General features: G+C 53.0%; 28 protein-coding genes. 19 read left to right on the forward strand and 9 right to left on the reverse strand.

Going from position 1 to position 25,681, the window contains the following annotated elements:
* Positions 1–225: 225 nt before the first annotated feature.
* The 7 genes from astC to ves all read left to right on the forward strand — a co-directional run bounded on the left by astC (position 226) and on the right by ves (position 7,969).
* The gene (astC, locus tag HV318_RS00930) at positions 226–1,446 is read left to right on the forward strand and encodes a succinylornithine/acetylornithine transaminase (protein WP_182271136.1); all 1,221 of its coding nucleotides are present in this window, start codon (positions 226–228) and stop codon (positions 1,444–1,446) included.
* On the forward strand, positions 1,443–2,477 hold the full coding sequence (astA, locus tag HV318_RS00935) for an arginine N-succinyltransferase (RefSeq protein ID WP_182271137.1): 1,035 nt from the start codon (positions 1,443–1,445) through the stop codon (positions 2,475–2,477). Before astC ends, astA begins: the two co-directional genes overlap by 4 nt.
* Entirely contained in the window at positions 2,474–3,961 is a 1,488-nt protein-coding gene (gene astD / locus HV318_RS00940) for a succinylglutamate-semialdehyde dehydrogenase (RefSeq protein WP_182271138.1), read from the forward strand. Before astA ends, astD begins: the two co-directional genes overlap by 4 nt.
* On the forward strand, positions 3,948–5,273 hold the full coding sequence (gene astB, locus HV318_RS00945; RefSeq protein WP_182271139.1) for an N-succinylarginine dihydrolase: 1,326 nt from the start codon (positions 3,948–3,950) through the stop codon (positions 5,271–5,273). The genes astD and astB overlap by 14 nt, the downstream gene beginning before the upstream one ends.
* Positions 5,274–5,283: 10 nt before the next feature.
* Positions 5,284–6,249, forward strand: coding sequence for a succinylglutamate desuccinylase (gene astE / locus HV318_RS00950; protein WP_182271140.1), 966 nt, complete (start codon positions 5,284–5,286; stop codon positions 6,247–6,249).
* Positions 6,250–6,618: 369 nt separating this feature from the next.
* On the forward strand, positions 6,619–7,113 hold the full coding sequence (gene spy / locus HV318_RS00955; RefSeq protein ID WP_182271141.1) for an ATP-independent periplasmic protein-refolding chaperone Spy: 495 nt from the start codon (positions 6,619–6,621) through the stop codon (positions 7,111–7,113).
* A 298-nt stretch (positions 7,114–7,411) separates the two neighbouring features.
* Entirely contained in the window at positions 7,412–7,969 is a 558-nt protein-coding gene (gene ves / locus HV318_RS00960; protein WP_182271142.1) for an environmental stress-induced protein Ves, read from the forward strand.
* Positions 7,970–8,042: 73 nt separating this feature from the next.
* Here the strand turns inward: ves and nadE are convergent, their stop codons facing one another.
* Positions 8,043–8,870 (reverse strand): NAD(+) synthase, encoded by an 828-nt coding sequence (nadE, locus tag HV318_RS00965; RefSeq protein ID WP_182271143.1) that lies wholly within the window; start codon positions 8,868–8,870, stop codon positions 8,043–8,045.
* Between the two features lie 231 nt (positions 8,871–9,101).
* Between nadE and osmE the strand changes: the two genes are divergently transcribed.
* The 8 genes from osmE (at position 9,102) to cedA (ending at position 15,426) form a co-directional block, all read left to right on the forward strand.
* Positions 9,102–9,446 (forward strand): osmotically-inducible lipoprotein OsmE, encoded by a 345-nt coding sequence (gene osmE, locus HV318_RS00970; protein WP_182271144.1) that lies wholly within the window; start codon positions 9,102–9,104, stop codon positions 9,444–9,446.
* Between the two features lie 281 nt (positions 9,447–9,727).
* The gene (chbB, locus tag HV318_RS00975) at positions 9,728–10,045 is read left to right on the forward strand and encodes a PTS N,N'-diacetylchitobiose transporter subunit IIB (protein WP_182271145.1); all 318 of its coding nucleotides are present in this window, start codon (positions 9,728–9,730) and stop codon (positions 10,043–10,045) included.
* 80 nt (positions 10,046–10,125) lie between these two features.
* Positions 10,126–11,484: a PTS N,N'-diacetylchitobiose transporter subunit IIC gene (gene chbC / locus HV318_RS00980; RefSeq protein WP_182271146.1), complete on the forward strand. Its 1,359-nt coding sequence runs from the start codon at positions 10,126–10,128 to the stop codon at positions 11,482–11,484.
* A gap of 47 nt (positions 11,485–11,531) precedes the next feature.
* The gene (chbA, locus tag HV318_RS00985; protein WP_045285271.1) at positions 11,532–11,879 is read left to right on the forward strand and encodes a PTS N,N'-diacetylchitobiose transporter subunit IIA; all 348 of its coding nucleotides are present in this window, start codon (positions 11,532–11,534) and stop codon (positions 11,877–11,879) included.
* A gap of 29 nt (positions 11,880–11,908) precedes the next feature.
* Positions 11,909–12,727 carry a transcriptional regulator ChbR gene (chbR, locus tag HV318_RS00990; protein ID WP_182271147.1) on the forward strand — a complete coding sequence of 273 codons (819 nt, stop codon included), beginning with the start codon at positions 11,909–11,911 and terminating at the stop codon, positions 12,725–12,727.
* A gap of 110 nt (positions 12,728–12,837) precedes the next feature.
* Positions 12,838–14,193 carry a 6-phospho-beta-glucosidase gene (locus HV318_RS00995; protein ID WP_182271148.1) on the forward strand — a complete coding sequence of 452 codons (1,356 nt, stop codon included), beginning with the start codon at positions 12,838–12,840 and terminating at the stop codon, positions 14,191–14,193.
* An 11-nt stretch (positions 14,194–14,204) separates the two neighbouring features.
* On the forward strand, positions 14,205–14,963 hold the full coding sequence (gene chbG, locus HV318_RS01000; protein WP_182271149.1) for a chitin disaccharide deacetylase: 759 nt from the start codon (positions 14,205–14,207) through the stop codon (positions 14,961–14,963).
* A 223-nt stretch (positions 14,964–15,186) separates the two neighbouring features.
* Complete coding sequence (cedA, locus tag HV318_RS01005; protein ID WP_230857858.1) at positions 15,187–15,426, forward strand: cell division activator CedA; 240 nt, start codon at positions 15,187–15,189, stop codon at positions 15,424–15,426.
* Positions 15,427–15,475: 49 nt separating this feature from the next.
* Here the strand turns inward: cedA and HV318_RS01010 are convergent, their stop codons facing one another.
* From HV318_RS01010 to hxpB, 3 genes are all read right to left on the reverse strand, one after another.
* Positions 15,476–16,867, reverse strand: coding sequence for an L-cystine transporter (locus HV318_RS01010; protein ID WP_182271150.1), 1,392 nt, complete (start codon positions 16,865–16,867; stop codon positions 15,476–15,478).
* 126 nt (positions 16,868–16,993) lie between these two features.
* Positions 16,994–17,584 carry a metal-dependent hydrolase gene (locus HV318_RS01015; RefSeq protein ID WP_182271151.1) on the reverse strand — a complete coding sequence of 197 codons (591 nt, stop codon included), beginning with the start codon at positions 17,582–17,584 and terminating at the stop codon, positions 16,994–16,996.
* Positions 17,585–17,740: 156 nt separating this feature from the next.
* Positions 17,741–18,412 (reverse strand): hexitol phosphatase HxpB, encoded by a 672-nt coding sequence (gene hxpB / locus HV318_RS01020; protein ID WP_182271152.1) that lies wholly within the window; start codon positions 18,410–18,412, stop codon positions 17,741–17,743.
* Between the two features lie 170 nt (positions 18,413–18,582).
* On the opposite strand from hxpB, the gene HV318_RS01025 reads away from it, so the two are divergent.
* Positions 18,583–19,119, forward strand: a complete 537-nt coding sequence (locus tag HV318_RS01025; RefSeq protein WP_182271153.1) for a YniB family protein — start codon at positions 18,583–18,585, stop codon at positions 19,117–19,119.
* Positions 19,120–19,155: 36 nt separating this feature from the next.
* Here the strand turns inward: HV318_RS01025 and HV318_RS01030 are convergent, their stop codons facing one another.
* The 3 genes from HV318_RS01030 to pfkB all read right to left on the reverse strand — a co-directional run bounded on the left by HV318_RS01030 (position 19,156) and on the right by pfkB (position 21,449).
* Positions 19,156–20,016: a fructosamine kinase family protein gene (locus HV318_RS01030; protein ID WP_182271154.1), complete on the reverse strand. Its 861-nt coding sequence runs from the start codon at positions 20,014–20,016 to the stop codon at positions 19,156–19,158.
* Between the two features lie 105 nt (positions 20,017–20,121).
* Entirely contained in the window at positions 20,122–20,412 is a 291-nt protein-coding gene (gene ghoS, locus HV318_RS01035; protein WP_182271155.1) for a type V toxin-antitoxin system endoribonuclease antitoxin GhoS, read from the reverse strand.
* Between the two features lie 104 nt (positions 20,413–20,516).
* Positions 20,517–21,449, reverse strand: a complete 933-nt coding sequence (gene pfkB / locus HV318_RS01040; protein WP_182271156.1) for a 6-phosphofructokinase II — start codon at positions 21,447–21,449, stop codon at positions 20,517–20,519.
* A 295-nt stretch (positions 21,450–21,744) separates the two neighbouring features.
* Between pfkB and HV318_RS01045 the strand changes: the two genes are divergently transcribed.
* The gene (locus HV318_RS01045; protein WP_182271157.1) at positions 21,745–22,503 is read left to right on the forward strand and encodes a DUF481 domain-containing protein; all 759 of its coding nucleotides are present in this window, start codon (positions 21,745–21,747) and stop codon (positions 22,501–22,503) included.
* Between the two features lie 52 nt (positions 22,504–22,555).
* Here the strand turns inward: HV318_RS01045 and yniD are convergent, their stop codons facing one another.
* Positions 22,556–22,663 (reverse strand): small membrane protein YniD, encoded by a 108-nt coding sequence (yniD, locus tag HV318_RS01050; RefSeq protein WP_008500658.1) that lies wholly within the window; start codon positions 22,661–22,663, stop codon positions 22,556–22,558.
* Positions 22,664–22,760: 97 nt separating this feature from the next.
* A complete protein-coding gene (yncL, locus tag HV318_RS24360; RefSeq protein ID WP_330165453.1) occupies positions 22,761–22,943 on the reverse strand; it encodes a stress response membrane protein YncL in 183 nt (60 codons plus the stop codon).
* Positions 22,944–23,174: 231 nt separating this feature from the next.
* Between yncL and thrS the strand changes: the two genes are divergently transcribed.
* Entirely contained in the window at positions 23,175–25,103 is a 1,929-nt protein-coding gene (thrS, locus tag HV318_RS01060) for a threonine--tRNA ligase (protein ID WP_182271158.1), read from the forward strand.
* 3 nt (positions 25,104–25,106) lie between these two features.
* Positions 25,107–25,649, forward strand: a complete 543-nt coding sequence (infC, locus tag HV318_RS01065; RefSeq protein ID WP_059287945.1) for a translation initiation factor IF-3 — start codon at positions 25,107–25,109, stop codon at positions 25,647–25,649.
* The last annotated feature ends 32 nt before the right edge of the window (positions 25,650–25,681 follow it).

Here is a 25,681-nt window from a genome sequence, read left to right on the forward strand (position 1 = left end):
TCTTTCTTGTTTTCATGCGGAAAAGCGCCGCTTACCGTAAAAATATTCACTTTTTATGCAATAACAGTGAATAATTTCATATCGTAAGCTATTGATATTCTGTCACTCCATCCCGTTTATGCATTTTTATCGCTGGCTGGCACGAACTCTGCAATCTACATTCACAGGGCAAACACTCAATTATTTAACATTTAAACAACCTTTTATTTACCGGATGAGGTCGCTATGTCTCTGTCAATTACGCGTGAAAATTTTGATGAATGGATGATGCCGGTTTACGCCCCGGCGGCTTTTATTCCGGTACGTGGGGAAGGCTCACGCCTGTGGGATCAGCAGGGCAAAGAGTATATCGACTTTGCGGGTGGGATTGCGGTCAATGCGCTGGGTCATGCGCACCCGGCACTGCGTCAGGCGCTGAACGATCAGGCGGCAAAGTTCTGGCATACCGGCAATGGCTACACCAACGAGCCAGCACTGCGTCTGGCGAAAAAACTGATCGACGCCACCTTTGCGGAAAAAGTCTTTTTCTGTAACTCGGGTGCGGAAGCGAACGAAGCCGCGCTGAAGCTGGCGCGTAAATATGCGCACGATAAATTTGGCGTGCATAAGAGCGGAATTGTCGCGTTTAAAAATGCTTTCCACGGCCGCACGCTCTTTACCGTGAGCGCGGGTGGTCAACCGTCCTACTCCCAGGATTTTGCGCCGCTGCCGCCAGATATCCGTCACGGCATTTATAACGATCTGGCGTCGGCCAGCGAGCTTATCAGCGATACCACCTGTGCGGTGATTGTCGAGCCAATGCAGGGTGAAGGCGGTGTGCTTCCGGCGCAGAAAGCATTCCTGCAGGGGCTGCGCGAGCTGTGCGATCGTCATAACGCAGTGCTGATTTTTGACGAAGTGCAGACGGGCGTGGGCCGCACCGGTGAGCTGTATGCCTATATGCACTATGGCGTTACGCCGGACGTTCTCTCTACCGCTAAAGCGCTGGGCGGCGGTTTCCCGGTGGGGGCGATGCTGACAACGGATAAATTCGCCAGCGTGATGACCGTTGGTACTCACGGTACCACCTACGGCGGTAACCCGCTGGCATCCGCCGTGGCCGGGCAGGTACTGGATATCATCAACACCCCGGAAGTGCTGAACGGCGTGAAACAGCGTCACGACTGGTTTGTTGAACGCCTGAATGCCATCAACAGCAAAACCGGCCTGTTTAAAGAGATCCGTGGTCTGGGGCTGTTAATTGGCTGTGAACTCACGCCTGAGTTTGCCGGAAAAGCTAAACTTATTTCACAGGAAGCAGCAAAAATGGGCGTGATGGTGCTGATTGCCGGTGCCAACGTGGTGCGGTTTGCCCCTGCGCTGGTTGTCAGTGAAGAAGAGGTGAAAACCGGGTTAGATCGTTTTGCGCTGGCCTGTGAACATGTGAAGTCCGGGGTGTCATCATGATGGTCATCCGTCCCGTTGAGCGCGGCGATCTCGCCGGGCTTATGCTGCTTGCCGGTAAGACAGGAGGCGGGCTGACCTCGCTTCCTGCCGATGAAAAAACGCTGTCGGCGCGCATTGAGCGCGCCCTGCAAACCTGGCAAGGGACGTTGCCGAAAAGCGAACAGGGCTATGTGTTCGTGCTGGAAGATACTGAAACGGGCGCAGTCGCCGGGATTTGCGCCATCGAAGTGGCCGTGGGGCTAAATGACCCGTGGTACAACTACCGGGTTGGTACGATGGTTCACGCCTCGAAAGAGCTGAACGTCTATAACGCACTGCCAACGCTGTTTCTCTGTAATGACCACACCGGTGCCAGCGAGCTCTGCACGCTGTTTCTCGATCCGGCGTGGCGCAAGGAGGGCAACGGTTATTTACTCTCCAAGTCGCGCTTTATGTTTATGGCGGCGTTCCGCGACCGCTTCAACGAAAAAGTGGTTGCTGAGATGCGCGGTGTGATCGACGACAAAGGCTATTCCCCGTTCTGGGAAAGCCTGGGCGAACGCTTCTTTTCAATGGAGTTTAGCCGCGCGGACTATCTCTGCGGTACCGGGCAGAAAGCGTTTATCGCCGAGCTGATGCCGAAACATCCTATTTATACCCATTTCTTAAGCCCGGAAGCGCAGGCGGTGATCGGTGAAGTGCATCCGCAAACGGCCCCTGCCCGCGCGGTGCTGGAGAAAGAAGGCTTCCGCTACCGCAATTACGTCGACATCTTTGACGGCGGGCCTACGCTTGAGTGCGATATTGACCGCGTGCGTGCGATCCGTAAAAGCCGCCTGGTGACAGTGTCTGAAGGCCAGCCTGCGCCGGGTGAATGGCCGGCGTGCCTGGTGTCTAACGAACATTATGATAATTTCCGCGCCATGCTGATACGCACCGATCCGAAATGTGAACGTCTGGTGCTGACCGCCGCGCAGCTTGATGCCCTGAAATGTAATGCCGGCGACACGGTGCGCCTGGTGCGACTCTGCCCTGAGGAGAAAACAGCATGACTTTATGGATTAACGGCGACTGGGTGACGGGCGAGGGCGAACATCGCGTGAAAACGAACCCGGTGGGGCAAGAGGTGCTCTGGAAGGGAAATGATGCCAGCACCGCGCAGGTGGAACAAGCCTGTCACGCCGCGCGTCGTGCGTTCCCGGCGTGGGCGAAACAGCCTTTCTCCGCGCGTCAGACGATTGTTGAAAAATTTGCCGCACTGCTTGAGGCGAATAAGGCTGAACTGACGCGAATTATTGCTTCCGAAACCAGTAAGCCTCGCTGGGAAGCCACAACCGAAGTGACGGCGATGATTAACAAAATCGCCATTTCGGTGAAGGCATACCATACCCGTACCGGTGAACAACACACTGAAATGCCCGACGGGGCGGCCACGCTGCGCCACCGTCCGCACGGCGTGCTCGCGGTATTTGGCCCGTATAACTTCCCGGGCCATCTGCCAAACGGCCATATTGTGCCTGCGTTGCTGGCGGGCAATACCGTCATTTTCAAACCGAGTGAGTTAACGCCGTTAACCGGTGAGGCGGTGGTGAAACTCTGGGAGCAGGCGGGTTTACCGCCAGGCGTACTCAACCTGGTGCAGGGCGGGCGTGAAACCGGCCAGGCGCTGAGTGCGCTAAATGACATTGACGGCCTGCTGTTCACCGGCAGCGCCGGTACGGGCTATCAACTGCACCGCCAGCTGGCGGGACAGCCGGAGAAAATCCTTGCCCTGGAAATGGGCGGTAATAATCCGCTGATTGTGGAAGATCCCGACGATATTGATGCCGCTGTGCATCTGACGATCCAGTCAGCCTTTATTACCGCCGGACAGCGCTGCACCTGTGCCCGTCGGTTGCTGGTGAAGCGTGGCGCACAGGGCGATGCGTTCCTGAAACGTCTGGTCGAAGTGAGCGCACGTCTGATGCCTGCTAAGTGGGATGCAGACCCCCAGCCGTTTATCGGCGGGCTGATTTCAGCGCAGGCGGCAGAGAACGTGTTGAAAGCCTGGCAGGCTCATGTGGCGCGGGGCGCGAAAACCTTGCTGGAGCCGAAGCAGGTTCAGCCAGGTACGTCGCTGCTGACACCGGGCATTGTTGAGATGAGCGGCACGAGCAACGTGCCGGATGAAGAGGTCTTCGGCCCATTACTGTGTGTCTGGCGCTATGACGATTTTGACAGTGCCATCAGGATGGCGAATAACACCCGCTACGGTTTGTCGAGCGGTTTGATTTCACCTCATCGCGAGAAGTTTGATCAGCTGCTGCTCGAGGCACGCGCGGGGATTGTGAACTGGAACAAACCGCTTACCGGCGCAGCGAGCACCGCCCCGTTTGGCGGCGTGGGGGCGTCGGGCAACCATCGCGCCAGCGCATGGTATGCGGCAGATTACTGCGCATGGCCAATGGCAAGCCTGGAAACACCCGCGCTGACGCTGCCGGAGACGCTGAATCCGGGTCTGGATTTTACCCAGGGGGATAGCCATGAAAGCGCGTGAAGTGAACTTTGACGGGCTGGTGGGGCTGACGCACCACTATGCTGGCCTGTCGTTTGGTAATGAAGCCTCGACGAAGCACCGTTTTCAGGTCTCTAACCCGAAACTGGCGGCGAAGCAGGGGCTGCTGAAAATGAAAGCCCTCTCGGATGCGGGTTTTCCGCAGGCGGTGATCCCCCCTCAGGAGCGGCCAAACGTGGCCGTCCTGCGTCAGCTTGGTTTCAGCGGCAGTGACGAGCAGGTGGTTGAAAAAGCGGGCACCCAGACGCCATACCTGCTCTCTGCGGCCAGCTCCGCCTCTTCGATGTGGGTGGCAAATGCGGCAACCGTCGCGCCGTCAGCCGATACGCTGGATGGCAAAGTCCATTTGACGGTCGCGAACCTGAATAACAAGTTCCACCGCGCCACCGAAGCGGACACCACCGAGCGCGTGCTGCGCGCCATTTTCCATAATGACACCCATTTTGACGTACACCAGGCGCTGCCGCAGGTGGCGATGTTTGGCGATGAAGGGGCGGCGAACCATAACCGTCTGGGGGGCGATTATGGTGAGCCCGGCTTGCAGCTGTTTATTTACGGGCGCGAGGAGGGGGGCCACGCTGAGCCAACCCGTTATCCTGCCCGTCAGACGCTGGCGGCAAGCCAGGCGGTTGCGCGCCTGAATCAGGTTAATCCTTCACAGCTGATTTTCGCCCAACAGAACCCGCATGTGATCGATCAGGGCGTGTTCCACAACGACGTCATTGCCGTCTCTAACCGTCAGGTGTTGTTCTGCCACGAGCAGGCGTTTGCCCATCAGGAGAAACTGCTCGCTACGCTGCATGAGCGTGTTCCCGGGTTTATGCCGGTTCAGGTGCCGACTGACGCGGTCAGCGTGCAGGATGCGGTTGAAACCTATCTGTTCAACAGCCAGCTGTTGAGCCGTGATGACGGCAGCATGATGCTGGTGCTGCCGCAGGAGTCCCGCAACCATGCAGGGGTGTGGCGTTATCTGAGCGAGCTGGTGAAAGCCGATAACCCGATTGACGAACTGCGCGTGTTTGACCTGCGCGAAAGTATGGCAAACGGCGGTGGCCCGGCGTGTTTACGTCTGCGCGTGGTGTTGACGCAGAACGAAATGCAGGCGGTGAATCCTGCCGTCATGATGAACGATACGCTCTTTAATACCCTGAATGACTGGGTGGATCGTTACTATCGCGACAGATTAACGCAGGCCGATCTGGTCGACCCGCAGCTGCTGCGTGAAGGCCGCGAGGCGCTGGATGCGTTAACGACGATCCTGCAGCTGGGGTCGGTTTATCCATTCCAGCGCTAAAGGAGAGGATATGGAAAATTTACTGGCGCTGACGCTGGCAGACGACATGCCTGAGCAGGTTGAGGGGGAAGGCCCCTCATTCCACTGGCGGTGGCTGGGGCGCGGAGTGCTTGAGCTGACGCCATCCGGGAAGTATACGCTGTCGCTTCTGCTTTCAACCGGCATTCACGGTAACGAAACTGCACCCGTTGAGATTGTCGACCTGCTGCTGCGCGCATTGTATCGCGGTGATATCACCCTGCAATGCCGTCTGCTGGTGGTGCTCGGGAATCCACCTGCGCTGGCGCAAAATAAGCGTTATCTGGTGAGTGATATTAACCGGATGTTCGGTGGCCGCTGGTCGCAGTTCCCGCAGGGCGACGAAACGGTGCGCGCGCAGTGGCTGGAGAAGGTGGTGGCCACGTTTTTTGCCACCGCTGGGCCAGACCGCTGGCATCTTGATCTGCATACGGCGATCCGGGCGTCATACCATGTACGCTTTGGTGTTTTACCGCAGCGTCATCAGCCGTGGGATGAAACGTTCCTGAGCTGGCTGGGTGATGCGGGTCTGGAAGCGCTGGTATTCCATCAGTCACCGGGAGGAACGTTCACCCATTTTACCTGCGAACATTTCGGGGCGCTGGCCTGCACGCTGGAGCTGGGAAAAGCACTGCCATTTGGGCAGAACGATCTCACGCGCTTTGCACCTACGCATCTTGCGCTTCGGGCGCTGCTGGGCGGAACCGCGCCTGAGCACGCACATGAACCCGTTGAGCGTTATCGGGTTGTACAACAGATAACGCGCCGCAGCGATGCCTTCCTTCTTCACATGGCGGCACATACGCTGAACTTCACGCCATTCCGCCAGGGGGTATTGCTGGCAGAGGACGGTGATGAGCGCTATGAGGTGCAGAAAGCCACGGAGTATGTCCTGTTCCCGAACCCTTCCGTTGCGTTTGGGCTGAGAGCCGGGTTGATGCTGGAAAAAATGAGCTGAGCCGGTTTGCCCCTCTTGTGGAAAGAGGGGCAAATCGTATGAGTTATCATTTCTATTTTCGCCAAAAACTTATTTTCTTCGCAAATAAAGCGCTTAGCGAGTTTTTACAGATTATTCCTGGGTGATTGCTTTCAAAATAAGCATTGCTTCGCTATACTCTCTCATAATTTCTTTAAAATCATCATATTGAATATTTTTTGTTTCAACTCTCCACGTTTTATTCTTAATTTCTCCATAATTGGCGATAAAGTGTTTTTTACACTTTCATTGCTTTACCAATGCTCTGACTAATTGACGCTAAACCTTGTAAAGTTAATCTCGTCAACACGGCATAGCGCCGAAGAATAACTGAAAGTAAGGAAATAAATTATGCGTAAGTTAACTGCACTGTTTGTTGCTTCTACCCTGGCTCTGGGCGCTACCAGCATGGCGTTCGCCGCAGATACCGCAACCACCACCCCTGCCGCGCCGCTGTCAGGCAAAATGATGATGCATCATCAGGGCATGCCGGGTATGAACCACGACATGATGTTTAAAGGTCTGAACCTGACCGATGCGCAGAAGCAGCAGGTGCGCGACATCATGAAAAGCCAGCGTGACCAGATGAAACGTCCTTCGCTGGAAGAGCGCCGCGCGATGCATGACATCATTGCCAGCGACAGCTTCGATAAGGCAAAAGCCGAAGCGCAAATCGACAAAATGGCTGAGCAGAATAAAGCCCGCATGCTGGCTCACATGGAAACCCAGAACAAGATCTACAACATTCTGACCCCTGAACAGAAAAAACAATTTAATGCCAATTTTGAGAAGCGTCTGACAGAACGTCCGGCGCTGGAAGGTAAAATGCCTGCACCAACCGAATAATCGGTTCAACATCTTAAGACCGCCGGGATCCTGTCCACAAAAGCGCAATCGCTGTGGACAGGGCCGGCGGTTTTTTCTTTTATCCCTCTTGCCTGCCGCCATAAGCGCGGTATCCTCCTGTAGTCGCTTCAGAGAATGTATAGCAGAGTCATGGTGTTAGAATTTTTATTCGCATCCAGCTAAGGCCTGCCTGTTCTGTTGCCGATAATACGTCTGTGAGTACCCAACGATAACAAACAAGACAGCAACGATAGCGATATCCTTGCCCAGGCGCATGCTGTGCCTTTCAGGAGTGGTGATGGAGTTTTTTGATATCCGTAAAATGCCGGTCAGTCTCTGGCGCAATGGTGCTGGCGAGACTCGTGAAATTTGTTGTTTTCCTCCCGCGACGCGTGATTTTTTCTGGCGCGCCAGCATTGCCTCCATTGCCAGTAATGGCGAATTCTCTTCGTTCCCCGGCGTCGATCGGGTGATCGCCTTGCTGGAAGGGGGAGAGGTAACGCTGGATGCCGGTAAGGCGTTTTGCCATACCCTGAAGCATCACCAGCCTTTTAGTTTTTCGGGCGATCTACCGGTGAAAGCGCTGCTTACCGACGGGAAGATGTCGATGGACTTCAATATTATGACCCGGCGGGACTGCTGTCAGGCGAAAGTCCGCGTTGCTGACCGCACGTTTACCACCTTTGGCTCACGCGGTGGCGTGGTTCTGGTGTTAAGCGGCGCGTGGCAGCTTGGCGAAAAATTGCTGACGGCCGATCAGGGTGCAAGCTGGGAGGAAGGAACGCATACTCTCCGTTTGCTGGAGTCGAAAGGAACGTTACTGTTCAGCGAAATTACCTGGCTACCCGGCCACTGAGCAATCGTTCAGGCTGTTCCTTGTACCGGATGGCGGTCTGCTATGGACCGCCACCCGCAATCATCACAGACGATTATCTCTTCCAGAAATCATCAAACACGGTGATCGGTGGACGGCGTTTGTGCTCGGTTTTCAGATACCAGCCCTCAATGATCTTCGCGGTACCTTCATCCAGTTTTTTACCTTCCAGGTAATCATCAATGTTGTCGTAAGTGACGCCCAGCGCGGCTTCATCCGGCAGGGAAGGGCGATCGTCTTCCAGATCGGCCGTTGGCGCTTTCTTATAAAGATGTTCCGGGCAGCCCAGCGTGGCAAGCAACTGCTTCCCCTGACGTTTGTTCAGACGGAAGATCGGGTTGATATCAGTGCCCCCGTCGCCGTACTTGGTGAAGAACCCCGTGATCGCTTCAGCCGCATGGTCGGTACCCACGACAACGCCTTTGGTCATTCCCGCAATGCTGTATTGCGCTTTCATGCGTTCGCGGGCTTTTTCGTTGCCACGGACAAAATCGCTCAGCTCAATACCTGCCTCACGCAGTGCCTGCTCACTCGCCAGCACTGAACCTTTGATATTCACGGTAAGGACGCGGTCTGGCTGGATAAACTCGATCGCATCCTGGCAATCCTGCTCGTCTGCCTGCACACCATAAGGAAGGCGTACCGCGATAAACTGCAACGTTTCATCGCCGGTCTCTTCACGCCGTTCGGAAATGGCCATCTGACACAGCTTGCCGGTCAGCGTGGAGTCCTGACCCCCACTGATACCCAGCACCAGCGACTTCAGAAAGGGATAGGTTTTCAAATAGGATTTTAAAAAGTCGACGCTTCGACGGATCTCTTCATTTGCGTCTACTGCTGGTTTTGCGCCCAGCGCCTGAATAATTTCTTGTTGCAGAGCCATGACGCCCTCCCTATGCAGAACGAAACAGAAAGTATGATCTGTTAAAGCTAACTCTTCGGGCGTAAAACGACAAGGATCACAGTTTCGAGTGGGTTAAATTACGGCGATTTAGCAGCTTATCGCTGTTTTACTGGAATTTTCCAAAATTCATCTGGCATAACCCGCAAAGTTGAACAATAGTACTTTTTATTCCATGCTTAGGTAACGCGTTGATAAACAAGAGGACGGGAAATGAACAAGAACATAGCAGGAATTCTGGGTGCAGCGGCGGTTCTGACTATGCTGGCAGGGTGTACAGCTTACGATCGCACCAAAGATCAGTTCACACAACCTGTGGTTAAAGACGTCAAAAAAGGGATGACACGCTCGCAGGTCGCCGCGATTGCCGGTAAACCATCGTCTGAAATCACGATGATTCATGCGCGTGGTACGTGTCAGACCTATATCCTGGGTCAACGAGATGGTAAGGCTGAAACCTACTTTGTCGCGCTGGACGATACTGGACACGTGATCAATTCGGGTTACCAGACCTGCGCCGAGTACGATACCGATCCGCAGGCGGCTAAGGCGAAATAACCCTGCTAGCCTGAGAATGTTAACAAACCGGCCTGCGTGCCGGTTTTTTTATACATACGTAAATCTTATTTATTTGCGCGAATTATTTGCCTGAAATGTGAAGGTAGTCAACAAGCCAGGTCAACCAGAGACAATTTGAGTCTGTTCAGAATTATCCCCTCCTTGTACCATGCCGTATACTCACTTCAACGATAAACAATAGCGAACAAACTACCTGTCAGCCAGGACAGCGAGTCGAGTGATAGCGCGACGGCAGGTAGTCATACAAGAGGGAAATGACTATGGAAAAGAAACATATCTATCTGTTCTGTTCAGCGGGCATGTCAACTTCACTGCTGGTGTCAAAGATGCGTACGCAGGCCGAAAAGTATGAAGTCCCTGTGGTGATTGAAGCGTTTCCAGAAACGCTGGCGGGCGAAAAGGGACAGACGGCCGATGTCGTATTACTGGGGCCACAAATCGCTTATATGTTGCCGGAAATCCAGCGCTTGTTACCCAATAAGCCTGTCGAAGTGATCGACTCTGCGCTGTACGGCAAAATTGATGGTTTAGGTGTATTAAAAGCTGCCGTTGCAGCGATTAAAAGAGCTGCAAATTAATTTTTTATTTTTCCCGTCAAAGAGTAATTTCACACACAATACGCCGTAACCCTCGTTGCGGCATTTAAGGGTATTTTCCTATGAGTAAAGTCATCGCTTCACTTGAAAAGGTACTCCTTCCTTTTGCTGTTAAAATAGGAAAGCAGCCTCACGTTAATGCCATCAAAAACGGTTTTATTAAATTAATGCCGTTGACGCTGGCCGGGGCAATGTTCGTTTTAATTAACAACGTTTTTCTGAGCTTTGGTGAAGGTTCCTTCTTTTATTCATTAGGAATTCGGTTAGACGCTTCCACTATTGAAACCCTTAATGGTTTTAAAGCCATCGGCGGCAACGTATACAACGGTACGTTGGGTATTATGTCGCTGATGGCCCCTTTCTTTATTGGGATGGCGCTGGCAGAAGAGCGTAAAGTTGATCCGCTGGCTGCGGGGTTATTATCCGTCGCCGCTTTTATGACCGTAACGCCTTATAGCGTGGGTGAGGCTTACGCAGTCGGTGCCAACTGGCTGGGTGGGGCAAACATTATTTCCGGTATTGTTATCGGTCTGGTGGTTGCCGAAATGTTCACCTTTATTATCCGTCGCAACTGGGTGATCCGTTTGCCGGACAGCGTACCCGCTTCCGTTTCTCGTTCATTTTCCGCGTTGATTCCAGGCTTCATTATTCTCTCCATCATGGGGATTATTGCCTGGGCGCTCTCTCACTGGGGCACAAACTTCCACCAGATCATCATGGACTCTATCTCTACGCCGCTGGCGTCAATGGGTGGAGTGGTCGGTTGGGCGTATGTGATTTTTACCTCCCTGCTGTGGTTCTTCGGCGTGCATGGTTCACTGGCACTGGCAGCGCTGGACAGCGGTATTATGACCCCGTGGGCACTGGAAAACGTTGCGCTTTACCAGCAGTACGGTTCCGTTGATGCGGCGCTGGCAGCCGGTAAAACCTTCCATGTGTGGGCGAAGCCGATGCTTGATTCCTATATCTTCCTGGGGGGTACCGGGGCGACGCTGGGTCTGATCATCGCGGTCTTTATTGTCTCTCGTCGTGCTGACTATCGCCAGGTTGCGAAGCTGGCGCTGCCATCAGGCATCTTCCAGATTAACGAACCGATCCTGTTTGGTCTGCCAATCATCATGAACCCGGTAATGTTCATCCCGTTCATCCTGATTCAGCCGCTGCTGGCCGCGATTACCCTGACGGCGTATTACCTGGGAATTATCCCGCCAATCACCAACATTGCACCGTGGACAATGCCGGCGGGTCTGGGCGCGTTCTTCAACACTAACGGTAGCGTAGCCGCCTTCCTGCTGGCGATATTCAACCTCGGGATTTCGACAATGCTCTACATGCCATTCGTGGCGATTGCGAACAAAGCTGCAACCATTATCGATGAAGAAGAGAGCGAAGAGGATATTGCCCTCTCACTGAAATTCTAAAATTGCACGGCGCGGGGCAACCCGCGCCAGTGAAAAGGAGCTAAAAGATGTTAGATTTGGATAGTATCGTTGCCGAAGAAAGCGCAGAGAATGATTTAGAAGAAGTCGTGATGGGCCTTATCATCAATTCCGGTCAGGCGCGCAGCCTGGCGTATGCCGCGCTTCGGCAGGCCAAACAGGGTGATTTCGCGGCAGCGAAAACCATGATGGAGCAGTCCCGTACCGCGCTGAATGAAGCTCACCTCGTGCAGACAAAACTGATTGAAGGTGATCAAGGCGAAGGGAAGATGAAGGTCAGCCTGGTGCTGGTGCATGCCCAGGATCACCTGATGACCTCCATGCTGGCACGTGAGCTGGTGGCGGAGTTAATCGAGCTTCACGAAAAGATGCAGTAAGTCAGATTCAGTAGCAGGAGGTCAGCACGATGGAAATTAAAACCGCACTTGAGCAGCAACTGTTTAATGGCAAGAATTTTCACGTGGTTATCTACAACAAGACGGAGAGCGCCAGCGGTCTGCATCAGCATGACTACTACGAGTTCACGATTGTTCTGACTGGCCGCTACTACCAGGAGATTAACGGCAAACGCGTTCTGCTGGAGCGCGGTGACTTTGTCTTCCTGCCGATGGGGTCCTATCACCAGAGCTTTTATGAATTTGGTGCCACCCGCATTCTTAATGTGGGTGTCAGTAAGCGCTTCTTTGAGAAACACTATCTGCCGCTGGTCCCGTTCTGCTTTGTGGCGTCACAGGTGTATCGCGTCAAAAATGAGTTTATGACCTGGATCGAAACGGTTATAGCCTCGCTTAACTTCCGCGACAATGAGTTCGATGAGTTTATTGAAACCGTGACATTCTACGTGATGAACCGTCTTCGCCATCACCGTGAAGAACAACAGGTAATTGACGATATCCCGCAATGGCTCCGTAGCACCGTTGAGCTGATGCATGACAAAGGGCAGTTCAGTGATAACGCACTGGAAAATATGGTTTCGCTGTCGGGTAAGTCGCAGGAATATTTAACCCGTGCCACTCAGCGTTATTATCGAAAAACACCCGTGCAGATCATTAATGAAATCCGCATTAATTTTGCCAAAAAACAGCTGGAAATTACCAACTACTCCGTGACCGACATTGCTTATGAGTCAGGTTACAGCAGTCCCAGCCTGTTTATTAAAACCTTTAAGAAATTTACCTCATTCACACCGAACAGTTACCGAAAGAATTTGACGGTAATTAATTAACTTTTGGCGGTTATATCCGCCATGACTATTGACTTAAACGCTTGCCCAAATAGCGGGAAGAGAACGCTATACCTTGCAGGCGGTTAACCTGATACGCTAAGGGAGATATCATGCAACAGAAATTAAAAGTCGTAACCATTGGCGGCGGCAGCAGTTATACCCCGGAATTACTGGAAGGTTTTCTGAAACGTTATCATGAATTACCGGTGAGTGAATTATGGCTGGTGGACGTTGAGGAAGGGCAAGAGAAGCTGAATATTATTTTCGACCTGTGCAAACGCATGGTTGAGAAAGCCGGTGTCCCGTTAACCGTGCATAAAACCCTGGATCGCCGTCTGGCGCTGAAAGATGCCGACTTCGTGACCACGCAGCTGCGCGTCGGCCAGCTGAAAGCGCGTGAGCTGGACGAGCGTATTCCGCTGAGCCACGGTTATCTGGGCCAGGAAACCAACGGAGCGGGCGGCCTGTTTAAAGGTCTGCGTACCATTCCGGTGGTGTTCGATATCATCAAAGACGTGGAAGAGATCTGCCCGAACGCGTGGGTGATTAACTTTACCAACCCGGCAGGAATGGTGACCGAAGCGGTCTACCGCCACACCAGTTTCAAACGCTTTATCGGCGTGTGTAATATCCCGATTGGGATGAAGATGTTTATCCGCGATGTGCTGGAGCTGACCGACAAAGACGATCTCTCCATCGACCTGTTCGGTCTGAACCACATGGTGTTTATCAAAGATGTGATGGTGAACGGTAAATCGCGCTTTGCCGAGCTGCTCGACGGCGTGGCGTCTGGCCGCCTGACGGCCGCTTCTGTGAAAAACATCTTCGACCTGCCGTTCAGCGAAGGGCTGATCCGCTCCCTGAACCTGCTGCCGTGCTCGTATCTGCTTTACTACTTCAAGCAGAAAGAGATGCTGGCCATCGAAATGGGTGAATACTATAAAGGTGGCGCGCGTGCTCAGGTCGTGCAGAAAGTTGAAAAGCAGCTGTTTGATTTATATAAAGATCCGAACCTGAACGTCAAACCGAAAGAGCTGGAGCAGCGTGGTGGGGCGTACTATTCGGACGCGGCGTGCGAGGTGATCAACGCCATTTACAACGACAAGCAGGCTGAACACTACGTTAACGTGCCGCATCATGGACACATTGATAACATCCCGGCCGACTGGGCCGTTGAGATGACCTGCATTCTGGGCCGCGAGGGGGCCAAACCGCATTCGCGTATTACTCACTTTGATGACAAAGTGATGGGCCTCATCCACACCATCAAAGGGTTTGAAATTGCGGCAAGCAATGCGGCGCTGAGCGGTGAGCTGAATGATGTCCTGCTGGCGCTAAACCTCAGTCCACTGGTGCATTCCGACCGCGACGCGGAGCAACTGGCGAGTGAGATGATCCTGGCGCATGAAAAATGGCTACCAAACTTTGCTGCGACGGTTGAGAAACTGAAGTTCAAACACCGTTAAGAGGATGTGCGATGGAAAACCTGCTGATCGTAAATGCCGATGATTTTGGCCTGTCGAAAGGGCAGAACTACGGCATTATTGAAGCCTGTCGCCGGGGTGTAGTGACCTCAACAACGGCATTAATTAATGGTGATGCGGTTGAGCATGCGGCGTTGTTGAGCCGTGAAACCCCGGAGCTTGGTGTCGGCATGCACTTTGTGCTGACGCTTGGGATGCCGCTTTCACCCATGCCCGGGCTGACGCGCGGTGGACAGTTGGGGAAATGGATTTGGGAACTGGCCGGGCAGGACGCTCTGCCGCTTGAAGAGATTACCCGCGAGCTGGATTGTCAGTTCAACCGCTTTGTTGATGTGTTTGGCCGTGAACCGACACACATCGACAGCCATCACCATGTGCATATGATCCCGGCGATTTTCCCCATCGTCGCGGAGTTTGCGCAACGAAAAGGGGTGGCGATGCGCGTGGATCGTGAAGTGCAGGCGCTGCACGGGCTGTCGTTCTTCTCTGTGCCGACAACAGAGGGATTCAGCAGCGCGTTTTACGGTGAAGTGATCAGCGAAGCGCTGTTCCTGCAGGTGCTGGATGATTCAGCCGCGCGTGGTGAAAAGTCGCTGGAAGTGATGGCGCACCCGGCGTTTGTCGATAATACCGTGCGTAAAAGCGCCTACTGCTGGCCGCGTCTGGCGGAACTGGATGTGCTGACGTCGGCATCGCTGAAATATGCCATTGCGGAACGTGGCTATCGTCTGGGAACGTTTGGGGATCTTTGATAAAACGTGCCGTTATTGTTGGTATCGCAGGCCGGGTGAGGTTAAGTCGTCACCCGGCTTTTTTACTGAAGTACGGCGTCGTTGCGGATAAACTGAACGTTTTCAGCCTGGTGGTTTCGTGAAAGAGGCGGCATACCGCATGGAAGGCGCGACGTGTGGGGACGGAATCGGCTATGATAGGAATTTCCTGCTGTCAGAATTTGCTTTAGTGAACCCGTCGCTTATGAAACCACTTCGTCAACAAAATCGCCCTGTGATTAGCTACGTGCCCCGCGTTGAGCCCGCTCCGCCTGAACACGCCCTGAAAGTGGATGGTTTTCGCGATGTCTGGCAGTTGCGTGGCAAATATGTGGCCTTCGTGCTGGCAGGCGAACACTTTCGCCGTTCGCCCGCCTTCACGGTGCCGGAATCGGCGCAGCGCTGGGCAATGCAAATCCGTCAGGATGGTGATGTTGAAGAATAACAGTCATAAAAAAACCGCCCTCAGGCGGTTTTTTTATTTCAGAAGTGGATTAACGGTGCGCCAGTTCAGCGTCGTCTTCACTTTCCAGTACGGCTTTATCGGTCTGCTTCAGCCACTGGCTGGTTAGCGTACCGGCCGTCATGGAGCCGCTGACATTCAGGGCGGTACGACCCATGTCGATCAGTGGTTCAACAGAGATAAGCAGAGCAACCAGCGTTACCGGCAGGCCCAGTGCAGGCAGGACAATCAATGCTGCGAAGGTCGCGCCACCGCCAACACCCGCCACACCTGCGGAGCTTACGGTAACAATACCGACCAGGGTGGCAATCCAGACTGGATCCAGCGGGTTGATACCCACCGTCGGGGCAACCATCACGGCCAGCATCGCCGGGTAGAGACCCGCACAGCCGTTCTGACCAATGGTTGCACCAAAGGAGGCTGAGAAGCTGGCGATAGATTCTGGTACACCCAGACGACGAGTCTGCGCTTCGACGTTCAGCGGAATAGAGGCCGCACTGGAACGGCTGGTGAACGCGAAGGTCAGTACCGGCCAGACTTTACGGAAGTATTTCAGTGGGCTAATGCCGTTCACACCCAGCAGGATGCCGTGAACCACAAACATGATACCCAGACCCAGGTAAGAGGCAATCACAAAGCTACCCAGCTTGATGATGTCCTGCAGGTTTGAACCCGCAACCACTTTGGTCATCAGTGCCAGCACGCCGTATGGCGTTAACTGCATCACCAGACGAACCAGTTTCATCACCCAGCTTTGCAGGGTATCAATCGCCGTCAGAACACGCTGCCCCTTCGGTGCATCGTCTTTCAGCAGCTTCAGTGCAGCCACACCCAGGAACGCTGCGAAGATCACCACGCTGATAATGGAGGTTGGGCTTGCACCGGTCAGGTCTGCAAACGGGTTCTTCGGAATGAAGGAGAGCAGCATTTGCGGCACGGTCAGATCGGCAACTTTACCGACGTAGTTAGACTGAATAGCCGCCAGACGCGCCGTTTCAGCAGACCCTTGCACCAGACCTTCGGCAGTCAGGCCAAACAGGTTGGTGACCAGCACACCGACCAGTGCGGCGATAAGGGTGGTGAACAGCAGCGTACCAATGGTCAGGAAGCTGATTTTACCCAGCTGAGTGGCATTATGCAGACGGGCAACGGCGCTCAGAATAGAGGCAAACACCAGCGGCATAACGATCATCTGCAGCAGTTGCACGTAGCCGTTACCGACGACATTAAACCACTGAATGGAATCTTTCAGTACCGGATTATCAGAGCCATAAATCGCCTGTAATGCCAGACCAAATACAACACCTGTGCCCAGACCCGCCAGCACTTTCTTCGCCAGACTCCACTGTGTGTGGCGTGTCTGGGCCAGAAGCAATAGCAATACAACGAACACAACAACGTTCGCGATGAGTGGAAAATTCATCCCCGTTCTCCTGATTTATTATGTGGTCGGTTTTCCCGAGCCTGTTGGCGCAAGGTTAGCAGAAGTGTGATGTCGCGCTTATATCCAAATGGAATGGGTTATGACAAATGCGATTATTTTGCTGGTTTAATGTTCTGTCTGGTGATTAATAAAACGATCGAACTGAAATTGCAGCGAATTGATCATCTGCGATGACCAGCGGACTGCACTATTTTCGGGCAATGTTTGGGGCATCCAGACGGCATAAGCGAACAGCGCCATGCACAAAACGCGCTCAAGCTGGTTACCTTTCTGAGGAGCGAGAATAGGCAGGCGGAAACGCCAGCGGCATGGCCAGAGTAGTGGCACGCCCGCAGGCGTCAGCATATCGGCCAGAATATGGCTCAAATAACCCAGCACCATCCCCTGGATGGCATCGGCGGGGACTATCCAGCTTTCAGGAACCTTTAAATAGAAAAGCGTGAGCAGGCCGAAGACAGCCAGCAGGCTGTGGGTAAACCCACGATGGCCGAATGCGCGGGCGATGGGCTTCGACACCCACTTCAAGCGTTGCCCGAGGAATGATTTTGGATGATCAATATCGGGCAACAGGCAGGTCAACACGGCCGAAGGGACAATATGCCACCAGTCCCCTTGTGCCAGCACGGGGGTAAGTTCAGCGTTTTTGGCAAATACTGCGCACGCGATAGAAAAAAGCAGGTGGCCTTCCGCCGTCATGATAAAACCCAGGAAACTGTCAATTCATACAGTATAGGGTTTTTGTACAGTAGGCGGAAGAGGTGACGGTGTAACTCTTTGTCACAAACGGGTGTCAGAGGGCGCAGGATACCGACTATCCCGGCGTCATACGCGCCTCCGAGACTGGAATATTACTTATTCACCGCGCAAATGTTGCACCGTCAGATTGGCCAGCGAGGTGAGCTTCACGTCGGCAAGTGCAAAACGGGGGTCGTGACGGCCTTCTTCGGCGGGTACCACAATGGAGCGCATGCGCGCGGCTTTTGATGCCACCATGCCGTTAACGGAATCTTCCAGCGCCACGCATACCAGCGGATCAAGACCCAGCTTCGCTGCGCAGTCCATATAGACCTGCGGGTGGGGTTTGCTATAGGGCAGCGTTTCGGCTGAGGCCAGGGCATCGAAACTGTCACGCAGCTCAAACAGGGTGAGCACTTTTTCCAGCATATGCAGTGGGGAGGCGGAGGCCAGTCCAACCTTCATCCCCTGAGCTTTACACAGGGCTACCGCTTCACGCACGCCGGGCAGAAGCGGTTTGTACTCTTCAACCAGCGCAATGGCGCGGTTGATAATGCGTGCGGTAACTTCGCCGTGATTGGGGCCAACCCACGGCTGGTGGGCATACCAAAGTTCAACCACCATATCGATGCGCAGGCCCAGCGTATCCGGCAGTTCATTCCGACGACTGATATCGACGCCCAGGCTGGCCATGACGTCCAGTTCGGCCCGATCCCACAGCGGCTCGGAATCAATCAGTAATCCATCCATGTCAAAAATAGCGGCAACAATCTGGCGCGGTGTCGACATCACAATGTCTCCCTGGCTAAGGTGTTCGACAGACGATATACCCGAATTCTTTAGGGTATAAATGCTAAGTACACTCTGCAATTTAGCATATTGCCTTTAAAGAACGGGCGAAAATGATGGTCAGCAGGTAGACTTAGGCACAAATAACGCGTCTTTTGGAAGGGGAACTGATGACGTATCAACAAGCTGGACGCATTGCTGTCTTAAAACGTGTTGCTGGCTGGGTGATTTTTATCCCGGCCGTCATTTCCACGCTGATTTCAGTGCTCAAATTTATGTACGATCACAGCGAAAAGCAGCCGGGTATCAATGCGGTAATGCTTGATTTTGCACATGTCATGATCGAGATGATGCGTTTCAATACGCCTTTTTTAAACGTCTTCTGGTTTAATTCGCCAACGCCGGATTTTCATCAGCAGCTTAATGTCGGGTTCTGGGTTATCTACGCGCTGATCTTTATCGCAATGGCATTACAGGCATCAGGGGCGAGAATGAGCCGCCAGACACGGTTTTTACGTGAAGGGGTGGAAGACCAGCTGATTCTTGAGCAGGCCAAAGGTGCAGAAGGGATGAGCCGCGAACAGATTGAATCCCGCATCGTGGTTCCGCGTCACACCATTTTCCTGCAAATTTTCCCGCTTTATATCCTGCCGGTCATCATCATTGTGGCGGGGTACTTCTTCTTCTCTCTGCTGGGCTTTTTGTAATGAAATAGGGGGGCGTCATGCCACCCCGTTTTGTCATTATGCCGCCAGCATGCGTTCAAGCGCGCGTTGCGCCTGCACGAGATGCTCACCACCAAACAGAATGGCACGGTTAATCAGGGTGTACAGCTGGTACACCGGCTGACGCTCAAGGAAATCCTGCGGCAGGGGCGAAACAGACTGATATCCGTCGTAAATCTGTGGCGGTTGTTCAGGATGCAGTGGCAGCATAGCAAGGTCGCACTCCCGGTCGCCCCAGTAACAGGCTGGATCGAAGATAAACGGACCATTTGGCCCCAGCGCGCAGTTTCCTGACCACAAATCACCGTGCAACAGCGAAGGCTGAGGCTGGTGCGAAGCAAGACGTTGTTGCACGTGTTCGACAATGGCGTCGATATTGCCAAACTCCAGCCCTTTTTCTGCGGCCAGTTCCAGTTGCCAGCCAATACGTTGTTCGGAGAAAAAGGTCGACCAGCGGCGCTGCCAGGTATTCGGCTGCGGGGTAGTGGAAAGGTCGTTATCAAAATCGAGGCCAAACTGCGGCTGGTCGCTCCATTGGTGGAGACGTGCTAACTGTTGCCCAAGAATGAACGCGTTGTGGGCATCCAGGGGGCGGGCAGGAAGGTATTCCATGACCAGAAAACTATAATCGCGGTCGCTGCCGACGGCCCAGACCTGAGGAACGGTGACCGTTTTACTGCGCGATAACAGCTCCAGCTGGTCGGCTTCAGCGGTGAAGATAGGGAGTAACTCCCGCTCATCGCATTTCACGAAAAGATCGCGTCCTGCGTAGCGTAAATGCCATGCGGCGTGGATCTCTCCGCCTGGCAGTTCGTTACGCAGTTCAATTTCACCTTCACCCAGTTGCTCACTTAAAAGATGACTGATAGCCTGCCACATGATGTCTCTCCCATGTTGTCTGCCAGATCATAAAGTTAGCGCAAAATTGCGGTAAAAAAATACGAACTAACGCACACCTGAGCGGTTTAAATTCATGCAGGGCACTTATTGTTCCTTTTTTTGCCAGCGTTCCCAGGTTTCTACATCGGTTTCAGCATGCTTGTCGGTAACACTTTCGACCAGACTGCTTGCCAGCGCGTGGATCTCTTCTTCGCTGAGGGCGCTAATCAGGCCAAATGTGAGCGTACCTAAATCATGAATATTGCCGTCATCATCCGTAAGCGTCAGCAGGAAATTGGCCCGGGTAAAGGTGTTGTTGAGTTCATTGAGTTCGGTCAATGATGCTTCATGAATATGAATGGTAACGACGTAGCGAATGATGTCACCGCTGCTCATAATTCACCTCATTGTTATCATGAAAGTTTTCTTAGCATAGTCGATAGTTTGCGTTTGGCGACTATGAAGAGCACGTCCCCTTCATTAAAGAAGGGGAACGGGGGTTAATGTCGCGACAGATAATCGACGATTTTTTGCGTCTCGGCGAGCGAACACAAACGCGTACCCTGGTTAATGGTGGCGGCGCTACCCGCCGCCACGCCGTAGCGTGTCATCTCCAGCAGTGCTGCGCCCTGCGCCAGTTTCAGCGCCATCGCACCGACCATGCTGTCGCCAGCGCCCACGGTACTCTGGCTTTTCATCGGCGGTGGGACAACCTGAACGGAACCCGTTTCATCCACGCCCAGCGCCCCCTGAGGGCCAAGCGAAACCACGACGCGTCGCGCTTTGCCGCTGCGCACCAGCTCCTGTGCGGCGGTACGAACGTCATCAGGCTGGGTTAGCTCGCGGTTGACCAGCGCGCTTAACTCTTTTTGGTTGGGTTTCACCAGCTCAAGGTTGCCCGGCTCTAAGGCGGCGCGTAGCGCTTCTCCAGAACTGTCGACAATGCAGCGGATACCGCGCTGTTGTGCTGCGCGAATGAGCGACGTCAGTTTTTCCGCGCTGACGCCGGGTGGCAGACTGCCGCTGATAACGAGTAAGGCACCGTTTTCAATCGCCAGCACTTTCTCTTCAAGTTGACGAAACTCATCGTCACTCAACTTTGCCCCTGGCATGACAAAACGGTACTGCTCGCCGCTGGAATCCACCTGAACGTGCAGGTTTTGTCGCGTCCAGTCTTTGGCGTGGACCGTCTCCACAGCAACGTTTTCCTCTGCCAGCAAAGAAACCAGGTGCTCACCGGTGGCTCCCCCCGCGGGGAAAATCGCTGTCGCTTTGCCACCGAGGTGGGTAATGGCTCGCGCCACGTTGATTCCACCGCCGCCAGGCTCAAACACCGGGGTGCTACAGCGTAGTTTACCTTCCGGGTAAATCTGTGGCGTCAGCGTCGCAGAATCAAGAGAAGGAGAGAGCGTCAGCGTATAAATAGAAACCATTATTACCTCCTTTTAGTATGGGTTATGTTAAGTCTGGCACCGATTGGCAAGAAGGCAATGTAAATAACAGTATGATTTTAAAAATGAATACGGAAAGAAGCGGGGGATTTGTTTTATACAATAAAAGTCTTTTTGGGATCGTTCTTATTCAAAAAATGAAATAAGAAAACGTTGCTATGTTATTTGCGCCTTTTTATAATTTGTTACCTTTCTCTGGACGCCTTGTCGTTGAGCCTCAAGAAAGTTTCCGGGACCGTGACGGTCTCTTTTTTTGTTGTACGGACTCCTTAATAAAATGAAGCTTTTGAAGACAGTACCCGCTGCACTGATGCTGGCGGGTGGCGTGTTTGCGTCAATGAATGCGGCCGCCGATGATACCGTTTTTACTGTCATGGACGATCCCACCACCGCGAAGAAACCCTTTGAAGGTAACCTGAACGCAGGGTATCTGGCACAATCCGGTAACACGAAAAGCTCCTCTCTGACGGCAGACAGTACCCTGACCTGGTACGGTAGCTCTACCGCCTGGTCGCTGTGGGGAAATGCCAGTAACACCTCCGCTAACGACGAACGTTCTTCCGAGAAGTATGCGGTAGGCGGACGTAGCCGTTACAACATGACCGACTATGACTACCTGTTTGGTCAGGCAAGCTGGTTAACCGACCGTTACAATGGGTATCGCCAGCGTGATGTGTTCACTACGGGTTATGGTCGTCAGTTCCTGAACGGGCCTGTTCACAGCTTCCGTTTTGAATTCGGTCCGGGTGTCCGGTATGACGAATTCACCGACGGTGAAACCAAAACCCAGCCACTCGGCTATGCATCCGGCACTTACGCCTGGCAGATGACTGATAACACCAAATTTACCCAGGGTGTGTCTGTGTTTGGTGCCGACGATACCACGCTGAACTCTGAGACTGCGCTGAACGTAGCCATCAACGAACACTTTGGTCTGAAAGTGGCCTATAACGTGACCTGGAATTCATCACCTCCAGAAACTGCACCGGACCATACCGACCGCAGAACCACGATTTCTCTGGGCTATAAGATGTAATTTAAGCGGGTCGATAACGTTATCGACCCGCTTTTTTACGTTCAGGAATGTCTTAGCCCCAAATCATCGCCGCCCAACGTAACAGCAACATTGCACCGCAGATAGCGATCAGCACCAGTACCATTTTCCAGTGTTTTACGGCAAATCGTTTTGTTGGCATAACCTGCATCCTTGTCCATTGATGTGGGGAGTCTATCAAAAACGAGAGGAAATACCGCTTCCCGGCTCCGTCAGGTTATGCCACAGCACGGTCTGGGTCAGAACCAGTGGAATCGCTCTGCGAGAATCAATAATAAACCGGTGGCTGAAAGTATATTCAATATCACAACTGTTCTACTGGATACATTCATCGTATGCCCCTTTGGGTTTAAGGACCTGTTCAAGATTAGCCCAGCATCTCGGGAATGCGAGCACCTGGGATTTGCGCCCTGCAAATTCATGCGAAAGTGCCAGGGATCAATCTGGCGGCAGAGGGTGCATTCTCCCTTTTGTTAGTGTTAACATGGCAAGGCTTGCCGTAAATCCGCCATTGTCTGATTTCGGTGGGTGCATGATGACGAGCCAATTTGACGATTGTTGGTCAGATGGTGTCGTAATCTACTGTCAAATCACGATTATTTTCTTTGTATATGCTCTTATGTGTGGGGCATCACTGCAAATAAGGATATAAAATGCCTGTAATTACTCTTCCTGATGGCAGCCAACGCCATTACGACCGCGCTGTTAGCCCAATGGATGTTGCCCTGGACATCGGTCCTGGACTCGCGAAAGCGACCATCGCTGGCCGTGTTAATGGTGAGCTGGTTGATGCCTCCGACCTGATTGAAAACGATGCGAAGCTGTCTATCATCACAGCGAAGGACGAAGAAGGTCTGGAAATCATTCGTCACTCCTGCGCGCACCTGTTAGGTCATGCCATCAAACAGCTGTGGCCAAACACCAAAATGGCGATTGGCCCGGTTATCGACAACGGTTTCTACTACGACGTTGACCTTGACCATACCCTGACCCAGGAAGATATCGACGCGCTCGAAAAACGTATGCACGAGCTCGCCGAAAGCAACTATGACGTCATTAAGAAGAAAGTTAGCTGGCACGAAGCGCGTGAGACCTTCGTGAAGCGTGGCGAGAGCTATAAAGTCTCTATTCTTGATGAAAATATCTCTCATGATGACAAGCCTGGCTTGTACCATCACGAAGAATACATCGACATGTGCCGTGGGCCGCACGTGCCGAATATGCGCTTCTGCCATCACTTTAAACTGATGAAAATCGCAGGTGCTTACTGGCGTGGCGACAGCAACAACAAAATGTTGCAGCGTATTTATGGTACCGCGTGGGCAGATAAAAAAGCCCTGAGCGCGTACCTCCAGCGCCTGGAAGAAGCGGCTAAACGTGACCACCGTAAAATCGGTAAGCAGCTTGACCTGTACCATATGCAGGAAGAAGCACCGGGTATGGTGTTCTGGCATAACGACGGCTGGACTATCTTCCGTGAACTGGAAACGTTCGTGCGCTCCAAGCTGAAAGCGTACCAGTATCAGGAAGTGAAAGGTCCGTTCATGATGGACCGTGTGCTGTGGGAAAAAACCGGCCACTGGGACAACTACAAAGATGCGATGTTCACTACCTCTTCTGAGAACCGTGAATACTGCATCAAGCCAATGAACTGCCCGGGCCACGTTCAGATCTTCAACCAGGGTCTGAAATCCTACCGCGACCTGCCGCTGCGTATGGCAGAGTTCGGTAGCTGCCACCGTAATGAGCCATCAGGTGCGCTGCACGGTCTGATGCGTGTTCGTGGCTTTACTCAGGATGATGCGCATATCTTCTGTACGGAAGATCAGGTACGTGATGAAGTTAACGCCTGTATTCGTATGGTCTACGATATGTACAGCACCTTTGGCTTCGAGAAGATCGTCGTCAAACTCTCAACGCGTCCGGAAAAACGTATCGGTAGCGACGAGACCTGGGATCGCGCAGAAGCGGATCTCGCCGTTGCGCTGGAAGAGAACGGTATTCCGTTCGAATACCAGCTGGGTGAGGGCGCATTCTACGGTCCGAAAATTGAATTTACCCTGTATGACTGCCTCGATCGTGCATGGCAGTGCGGTACTGTACAGCTGGACTTCTCCCTGCCGCAGCGTTTAAGCGCCTCTTATGTTGGCGAAGACAACGAGCGTCAGGTACCGGTAATGATTCACCGTGCTATCCTCGGTTCTCTGGAGCGCTTCATCGGCATCCTGACCGAAGAATTCGCGGGCTTCTTCCCAACCTGGCTTGCGCCAGTGCAGGTTGTAGTGATGAACATTACCGATTCTCAGTCTGAATACGTTAAAGAATTGACGCAGAAACTACAAAATGCGGGCATTCGCGTAAAAGCAGACTTGAGAAATGAGAAGATTGGCTTTAAAATCCGCGAGCACACTTTACGTCGTGTCCCGTATATGTTGGTCTGTGGTGATAAAGAGGTGGAAGCAGGCAAAGTGGCCGTTCGCACCCGCCGTGGTAAAGACCTGGGCAGCCTGGACGTAAGTGAAGTGATTGAGAAGCTGCAACAAGAGATTCGCAGCCGCAGTCTTCAACAACTGGAGGAATAAGGTATTAAAGGCGGAAAACGAGTTCAAACGGCACGTCCGAATCGTATCAATGGCGAGATTCGCGCCCAGGAAGTTCGCTTAACAGGTCTGGAAGGTGAGCAACTGGGGATTGTGAGTCTGAGAGAAGCAATCGAAAAGGCTGAAGAAGCTGGAGTAGATTTAGTTGAAATCAGCCCTAACGCCGAACCGCCAGTTTGTCGTATCATGGACTACGGCAAGTTCCTTTATGAAAAGAGTAAGTCTTCTAAGGAACAGAAGAAAAAGCAAAAAGTTATCCAGGTTAAGGAAATCAAATTCCGTCCTGGTACCGACGATGGCGATTATCAGGTAAAACTCCGCAGCCTGATTCGCTTTCTGGAAGATGGCGATAAGGCCAAGATCACACTGCGTTTCCGCGGTCGTGAGATGGCCCACCAACAGATCGGTATGGAAGTGCTTAACCGCGTCCGTGAAGATCTGAGTGAACTGGCAGTAGTCGAATCCTTCCCTACGAAGATCGAAGGCCGCCAGATGATCATGGTGCTCGCTCCTAAGAAGAAACAGTAAGGCCTTCAAGCAGCAAAATCTGTGAAGCCTTC

The organism is Enterobacter sp. RHBSTW-00901 (assembly GCF_014103115.1).
Taxonomy (GTDB): Bacteria; Pseudomonadota; Gammaproteobacteria; order Enterobacterales; family Enterobacteriaceae; genus Enterobacter; species Enterobacter cloacae_P.